Below are 7448 nucleotides of genomic sequence, written 5' to 3' on the forward strand. Positions count from 1 at the left end.
GTTTCATTTCCCGATCCAAATAATCCTTAGCCGCCTCTTTCGCCGCGCCGAGGCGCGACGGCGAAACGTCGGTCGCATTCATCGACGCCGAGCTGTCCACGATCACCACGATCGTGCGCCCCGCCCCCGGCTGACCGTACACGAACGGCCGGGCCAAGGCGAAGATCAGCAGGAATGCCGCCAGCAATTGTAGAAAGAGCAGCAAATGCCGCCGAAGCTTCTGTAAGGGCGCATTCGACTGCGCCGGCGCCATGATATCGCGCCAGAGGTACAGCGACGAGACGGTGACATCCTGCCGCTTAAGCTTTAGCATCCACAGGGCGATGATGCCGCCGAGAAGCGGGATGAGCCAGAGAAGATTAAGGGCGCTGAGAAGGTTCATGGAGAAGTTTTTCGATTATCAGCGAATAGATATCATAGAGATTGCGCCGTAAGGATGGCCGGCGGTTTTAAGAATATGCGCCAGCGTAATTGGCCGGCGGTTAAAACCGCGCCTAAAAGTTCGCAGAAACCCACCTGCGTGGGTTACACTATCGATCACGGTATCGTTTATTAGAACGCGAATTGTAGACGGTATCGACTAGGATTATGTAGTCCCCGCAGGGGACTTCGGCGCTCTTACCGGCGCGGTTTCAACCGCCGGCCATTCTTCATTTGACGGCTTTCTAATCCTGCCGCCTCGTTACGGCCTCACGATATATTATCCCGGAAAGCAATATGACCATCACCATCCTAGACCATCCCCTCGCCGCGCACTACATTACTCAGCTGCGCGACAAAACCACCGAGCCGGCGAAGTTTCGGTCATTGACCAAGAAGCTAACCTTGATGCTGATCATCGAAGCAACGCGCCAATTACCAACGATCCCCCACTCCGTGGAGACGCCGATGGAAACGTATGCCGGATCAAGGCTTAGCGATGGATTGATCGCGGTTCCGATCCTGCGCGCCGGCCTGGGAATGCTCGATCCATTGCTGGAGCTGTTTCCCAATGTTTCGGTCGGTTATATTGGACTGGAGCGCGACCACGCAACCGCCGTCGCGTCTTCGTATTACACCAAGCTGCCGCCCAAAATCGGCGAACGCACGGCGCTGGTGCTGGACCCGATGCTCGCCACCGGCGGTTCGGCCTCGAACGCCATTGCGCGGGTCAAGGAAGCCGGCGCGAAGCGCATACTGATGCTGAGCATCGTGGCGGCGCCCGAAGGCGTGGCGCTTCTCAATCAAGACCATCCGGATGTCGCGATCTTCAGCGCCGGACTGGACCGCGAACTCAACGAGAACAAGTATATCCTGCCCGGCCTCGGCGACTTCGGCGATCGACTATACGGGACCGAGCCTATTGACTGATGTCGAGAATTAGCGAAGCAATCCGCCGCGCCGCAGGAACTGAAGGATCACGTCTTCAAACGGCACGGAGGTCGATGTCTTCACGTAATCCATTCCATAACGGGACGCCGTCCCTTTGAGTTCTGCGTAAAACTTCTGCAGGCGCTCTTCGTAACGTCCCAGGAGATGCGCGGAGATACTGACCTCGCCCTGCTCGCCCGTTTCGGAATCGACCAGACGCAAATCGCCGGTCAATGGCGGGTTGATCTCGTCTTTGTCGAGAACATGCAGCAGGACAATCTGGAGATTGCGCGCCATCAGCGCTTTCAAGCCCTTTTGGTAGGTATCATCAAAGAAGTCGGAGATCACGACGGCGATGCCGCCGCTTGTGGTGCGCGCCGCGTACTGGGTGAGCGCATCGCCAAAGCGGGTTTCGCCCTCGGACGCGGTCTTCGTTTCGAGATATCGAAAGAACGGCACGATGCCGGGCTTACCGCGCAAGGGACGCATCGGTTCGCGCAGACCGGCGTTAAACGGGGCGACCGATACACGGTCATACTCGCACAAAGCGATGTAGCCAAGCGCCGCAGCGGTGCGCCGAGCATAATCGGCCTTGGACATGGGAGAGCCAAATCCCATACTCTTGCTGGTGTCGATCAGGAGGTGAAGATTGAGATCTTCTTCCTCAATAAAAAGCTTAAGGAAAAGTTTGTCGAGACGGCCGTAGGCCTTCCAATCGACATAGCGGAGATCGTCTCCGGAAGAATACTCTCGGTAATCGGCGAACTCGATGGAAGCTCCCCGTTTGACGGAACGCCGTTCGCCCTTGGTCACCCCCGCGTACGCGCGGCGGCTGACGAGGCTCAAGGCTTCGAGCTTCTTCAAGAAATCCGGTTCCAGAATCAGTTGAGGTGTCGCCATGAAACTGGTGCATTGTAGCATACTTTTACTCGTCGTCGCGACCGGATGCGGAAAGTCCACATCCGGCGCATTTTCATCCAAAGGAATCCTCACGCCGCCCGCTCCCGCCGGCGCCCCGATGATGACCGGAAAGAACGTTTTGACCGTGTCATATATCGACATCGGCCAGGGCGACAGCGAACTCTTGCAGACGCCGTCCGGCAAGAATATTCTGATCGACAGCGGTCCTCCCGAAGGCCGCAAGGCGCTCCTGGGATATCTCGCCAAACGCGGCGTGACCGACATCGATTTCATCGTCGCCAGTCATCCCCATGAGGACCACATCGGCAACATGGTTCAGGTGCTTCAAACGGTAAAGGTGCATGAATTCGTAGACAGCGGATTGGCGACGGCTAGCCAGACCCAGAAACGGATGCTTCAGGAGATCAAGTCGCACAGCGTAAAGTTCACGATCGTATCGCGCAGCCTGGTCGGAACAAAGCGCGATCTGGGCGACGGGATCACGATGGAGTTCTTCGCGCCCAAAGCGCCGCTGCTCACCGGAACCGACAGCGATCCCAACAATAACAGCGTCGTTTGTAAAGTGACTGATGGAAAAGTGCGCTTTCTTTTCTGCGGTGACGAAGAGGAAAAAGAACGCGCGCGACTGTACGAAGACAATCCCGATCTGAAGTCGGACATCTACAAAACCGCACACCATGGCTCACACAACGGCACGGATGACGACTTCATGGCGCGTGTGCAGCCAAAGGACGCTATTATTTCGTGCGGCGTCAATAACAGCTATGGCCATCCTCATAAGGAAGCCATGGCGGCTCTGGCCAAGGCCGGCGCAAGAGTTTGGCGCACCGACAAGCAGGGAACGATCGTCGTCACGACCGACGGCGACACATACCATGTGACGCCGCTCGGCAAATCCGCCGACGCGCCCGCTCCGGGCAAAGGACAGACGCGCGGACGCCACAAAGACAGCAGCAGCATGGCGCCCGCGCCTGCCGCCGCACAATCCTCTCCTTCCACAGATGTCGTCAATACCGGAAACGGGCCGATTGTCGGCAACACACGCTCACATATCTATCATGTCGTGAAGGACGGAGGAACCCTGCCCTCCCCCAAAAACCGTGTCTACTTCAATAGCGCCGCCGAAGCCGAGGCCGCCGGATACCGCGCGGCGAGGAATTAACCATGACGGACAAACGCTTTTTTCTCGACCGTGTGGAAAACGACATCGCGGTGCTCGTCCCCGAAGGCGGCGAGGAGCATCTGGATATCTCCTGCGACAAGCTGCCCAAAGATGCGCATGAAGGCGTCTGGCTGATACAGCGCACAGCGAACGCAGAATATGAAATCGACGAAACGCAGACAAAATCTGTGAAGGACGACGTGCAGAGCCTCATGGACGAGATGGCGGGATAATGCCCCCACCATATCTTCCAGATGGGGGTATAGGAATGCCCATTCAGACAGATCTTCGCGGCGTCGGCTTTGATCGCGCGAATGTCACAAAAGGATACATCGTGTCACATTTCACGCACTTGATATTTTTGCGTGGATAACGTATTCTTAATCTCGTTGGTCTGTTCGTCAGTATCGCCCGCCCACGTTCGCCGCTCTCTGCTGATGCGTGATTCCTTCTGCGTCCTCAATAGATGGTGGCCTGCCGCGCGGAAATCGATATGAATACGATAGTTTCATACATATCCGCGTATTGGAGACTATGATATAATGGCTCCACTATGATATAATGGCGCTGGATAGCGCTGCATGCTTTGGCCCTGCCGAGGATTCGCGACAAATGTGCGACAGTCGGTCCGAAGCCAAGGCGGCAAGCGCTGCGTAATTCCATCGACCACCCACTTTTACACCCGCTCTGGAGGCGCCATGTTGAACAGTTCTCTTCGAATGACCGGGCGAAGCCGCTCGCTGATCTGCAGCCGGACGGCGGCGATCGTCTGCGCATTCAGCGTATCGGCGTCACTGCTGACTGGATGCAATCCCACTCCGACAACGCCGGCCACTACGGGGGGCCCAGGAGCCGCCGCGACCCCGGCGGGTCCCGCGATTCAGATCGCCGTCATTCCTAAAGGCACGACCCACGATTACTGGAAGGCGCTGCATGCCGGCGCCGTCAAGGCCGAGCAGGAAGCCAACGCAGCCGGCAACAATGTCCACATCATTTGGAAAGGCCCTGTCCGCGAGGATGACCGCAACGCACAGACCGACGTCGTCGCGACCTTTACCACTCAAAAGGTAAGCGCCATGGTCCTGGCGCCTCTCGACTCCGAAGCGCTGGTGCGCCCTGTCGAAGAAGCCGAGACCGCCGGCATTCCGGTCGTCATCATCGACTCTTCGCTGAACTCCAAGAAGATCGCCTCGTTTGTCTCGACCGACAACGAAAAGGGCGGCGCGATCGCCGGCCAGCAGATGATCAAGCTGCTGGGTGGGAAGGGACGTCTCCTGATGCTTCGATACGGCATCGGCTCCGCCAGCACCGAAGCGCGCGAAAAGGGCTTCCTGGACACGATCAAGACAGCCCCCGGCATCGTCGTTGTGAGCAGCGACCAGTACGCCGGTCCGACGGTCGATACGGCCTACAAGTCGGCCCAGAACGTCCTTGGCCGCCACAGCAAGGAAATCGACGCCGTCTTCACCCCGAACGAAAGCTCGACGCTGGGAATGCGGCTGGCTCTGAAGGACATCGGCCTGCTTGGCAAGCTGAAGTTCGTCGGCTTCGACAGCAGCAAGCCGCTGATCGACGCGCTGAACGCGCATGAAATCCAGGCGCTAGTCGTCCAGAACCCGTTCCAGATGGGCTACCTTGGCGTCAACACCGCGCTCGACGCCGTTCAAAAGAAAACCGTTCCGGCGAGTGTCGACACCGGCGTGACGCTGGTGACTCCGGAAAACGTCAACGATCCCAAGGTCAACGAGCTGATCAACCCGCCGATTGACAAGTATCTCGGCGCTTCCTAGAAACCATCGATACTTCTGTTCTTGCGTCCATCACGGCGCGGACCCGGTGAGAGGCTGTGCGCCTCCGCCGGGTCTGCGCCATGAGTGCGTTGGAACATCTCACGACAGAGTAATTTTATGACTACCGTTCAATCCGATCCCCCCACGCAGACGAAACTCGCCCCAGGCGCCGGCGCCGCGCGTACGCAGCAGATTTTCAAATCGCTGGGCCCGTTCATCGGCCTTTTCCTGGTCATGACCTTGTTCTCGATCCAGCCCGACGTGCGCGCGACGTTCCTGAGTTTCGGCAACTTTCAGCTGGTGCTCAGTCAGACCGTCATCGTCGCCATCGGCGCGCTGGGGATGACGATGATCATCATCAGCAGCGGCATTGACCTTTCCGTCGGCTCCGTCGTCGCGCTGACCGGTGTACTAGCGGCGGTGCTGATGAAGCAGCACGGCGTGTCACCGATAGTGGCGCTGCTCGCCGCAGTCGCGCTCGGCGGCGCAGTCGGCGCAATCAATGGCGGCCTGATCGTCGCCCTGCGCGTGACGCCCTTTATCGTCACACTCGGCACGCTGGAAGTGGCGCGGGGCGCCGCGAAGTGGCTAGGTAACGAGAATGCCATCTACGCCCCGCATAGCTGGATCGACGGCCTGACCCAGAATACAGCTCCGGGCGGCGTCTCCGCCGCCGTATGGATCGTGATCGGCCTCGCCATCCTCGTCCATCTGATGCTGAAGTTCACCGTGTTCGGACGCTCGATCTTCGCCATCGGCTCCAACGAAGTCGCCTCCCGCCTTTCGGGCCTGCGCGTTGATGCGCTGAAGATCAGCATCTATGCGCTCGCAGGTCTGTTCTTCGGGTTGTCGGGCATGATGCAGTTCGCCCGCCTCTCCGGCATGGGCGACCCGACGATCGCTCAGGGCGAAGAGCTGGACGTGATCGCGGCGGTCGTCATCGGCGGAGGAAGTCTGAGCGGCGGCGAAGGATCGATCCTGGGATCGCTGATCGGCGCGCTGATCATGGCGCTTCTGCGCAACGGCTCGCAGCTGATGGGCTGGCCCAGCTACATCCAGGAAATCATCATCGGCGTCGTCATCGTCGTGGCCGTGGCGATCGACCGCTTCCGCCATCGCTCGGCGGCCAAGGCGTAAGAAAGCGACGATTATGACGACAACGACCGCAACGCCTCTTCTGCAAATGGAGGCGATCAGCAAGAGCTTTCCCGGCGTCAAAGCGCTCCAAGACGTCAGCTTCGACGTCGTTCCCGGCGAAGTACACGCCATCATGGGTGAAAACGGCGCGGGCAAGTCCACGCTGATGAAGATCATGGCCGGCGCTTACAAAGCCGATACCGGCCGGATCCTGATGAACGGCAAGCCGATCGAAGCGCGCACGCCGCAGCAGGCGATGGAGCTGGGCATCCAGATCATCTACCAGGAATTGAACCTCGTGCCGCACCTCAGCGTCGCCGAGAACATCTTCCTGGGACGTATGACGCCCGGCCCCTTCCCCGGCTCGGTGGACCATCGCAAGATGCGCGAGCAGGCCCGCAAGATCCTCGCCGACCTCGGCCTGGACGTCGATGTCTCCAAGCCCGTCAATCAGCTCTCCATCGCCCAGCAGCAACTGGTAGAGATCGCCAAGGCGACCAGCCGCAAGGCGCTGGTCATCGCGATGGACGAACCTTCGGCCACGCTGACCGAGCACGAACAAGTCAGCCTCTGGCGTTTGGTGAAACGCCTGCGCGATTCCGGCATCGGCATCATCTACATTTCGCACCGTATGGACGAAGTGTTCATGCTGGCGGACCGCGTGACGGTGCTGCGCGACGGCAAGACAATCAAGACGCACAAGATGTCCGAAACGACCCCCGAGATCCTGATCGGCGAGATGGTCGGCCGCAGCCTGGAGTCCAACTTCCCCAAGGTGGTCGCTCCCGTCGGCAAATCCGTCCTGACCGTATCGGGTCTCAATCGCAAGGGGGTTCTTCGGGATATCAACCTGACGGTAAACGCTGGCGAAGTCGTCGCGCTGGCCGGCCTGGTCGGCTCAGGCCGCACTGAAATCGCCCGCTGTATCTTCGGCGCCGATCCTTACGACTCCGGCGCTTTCACGCTGGATGGACAGCCGTACAAGCCAAAATCGCCGCACCACGCGACCCACGCCGGTATTGGCTTCGTGACGGAGGACCGTAAGGGCCAGGGCCTGATCCTGCCAATGAGCGTCCGTGAAAACACCA

The 7448-nt window shown here is 59.2% G+C and carries 8 protein-coding genes; 6 read left to right on the top strand and 2 right to left on the bottom strand.

From position 1 onward, the window contains the following. On the bottom strand, positions 1-382 hold a 382-nt coding region (locus ABIZ35_RS25335; RefSeq protein ID WP_348222720.1), incomplete at its 3' end, for a BatA domain-containing protein. A 335-nt stretch (positions 383-717) separates the two neighbouring features. Here ABIZ35_RS25335 and upp point away from each other — a divergent pair. After that, the gene (gene upp / locus ABIZ35_RS25340) at positions 718-1350 is read left to right on the top strand and encodes a uracil phosphoribosyltransferase (protein WP_348222721.1); all 633 of its coding nucleotides are present in this window, start codon (positions 718-720) and stop codon (positions 1348-1350) included. Between the two features lie 9 nt (positions 1351-1359). Here the strand turns inward: upp and ABIZ35_RS25345 are convergent, their stop codons facing one another. Next, positions 1360-2250, bottom strand: a complete 891-nt coding sequence (locus tag ABIZ35_RS25345) for a DUF58 domain-containing protein (RefSeq protein ID WP_348222722.1) — start codon at positions 2248-2250, stop codon at positions 1360-1362. On the opposite strand from ABIZ35_RS25345, the gene ABIZ35_RS25350 reads away from it, so the two are divergent. From ABIZ35_RS25350 to ABIZ35_RS25370, 5 genes are all read left to right on the top strand, one after another. Beyond that, the gene (locus ABIZ35_RS25350; protein WP_348222723.1) at positions 2249-3433 is read left to right on the top strand and encodes an MBL fold metallo-hydrolase; all 1185 of its coding nucleotides are present in this window, start codon (positions 2249-2251) and stop codon (positions 3431-3433) included. The genes ABIZ35_RS25345 and ABIZ35_RS25350 overlap by 2 nt on opposite strands. A 2-nt stretch (positions 3434-3435) precedes the next feature. Then, positions 3436-3666 (top strand): DUF3006 domain-containing protein, encoded by a 231-nt coding sequence (locus ABIZ35_RS25355; RefSeq protein WP_348222724.1) that lies wholly within the window; start codon positions 3436-3438, stop codon positions 3664-3666. Positions 3667-4131: 465 nt separating this feature from the next. After that, positions 4132-5223 (top strand): substrate-binding domain-containing protein, encoded by a 1092-nt coding sequence (locus ABIZ35_RS25360; RefSeq protein ID WP_348222725.1) that lies wholly within the window; start codon positions 4132-4134, stop codon positions 5221-5223. A 117-nt stretch (positions 5224-5340) separates the two neighbouring features. Continuing rightward, positions 5341-6360 carry an ABC transporter permease gene (locus tag ABIZ35_RS25365; RefSeq protein WP_348222726.1) on the top strand — a complete coding sequence of 340 codons (1020 nt, stop codon included), beginning with the start codon at positions 5341-5343 and terminating at the stop codon, positions 6358-6360. Between the two features lie 13 nt (positions 6361-6373). After that, the coding region (locus ABIZ35_RS25370) for a sugar ABC transporter ATP-binding protein (protein WP_348222727.1) at positions 6374-7448 on the top strand (1075 nt) is incomplete at its 3' end.

This window comes from Capsulimonas sp. (assembly GCF_039929585.1).
GTDB lineage: Bacteria > Armatimonadota > Armatimonadia > Armatimonadales > Capsulimonadaceae > Capsulimonas.

Coding starts and splice junctions, on each gene's coding strand:
- upp (WP_348222721.1), top strand. CDS start 718: ATGACCATCACCATCCTAGACCATCCCCTCGCCGCGCACTACATTACT.
- ABIZ35_RS25355 (WP_348222724.1), top strand. CDS start 3,436: ATGACGGACAAACGCTTTTTTCTCGACCGTGTGGAAAACGACATCGCG.
- ABIZ35_RS25345 (WP_348222722.1), bottom strand. CDS start 2,250: ATGGCGACACCTCAACTGATTCTGGAACCGGATTTCTTGAAGAAGCTC.
- ABIZ35_RS25365 (WP_348222726.1), top strand. CDS start 5,341: ATGACTACCGTTCAATCCGATCCCCCCACGCAGACGAAACTCGCCCCA.
- ABIZ35_RS25360 (WP_348222725.1), top strand. CDS start 4,132: ATGTTGAACAGTTCTCTTCGAATGACCGGGCGAAGCCGCTCGCTGATC.
- ABIZ35_RS25350 (WP_348222723.1), top strand. CDS start 2,249: ATGAAACTGGTGCATTGTAGCATACTTTTACTCGTCGTCGCGACCGGA.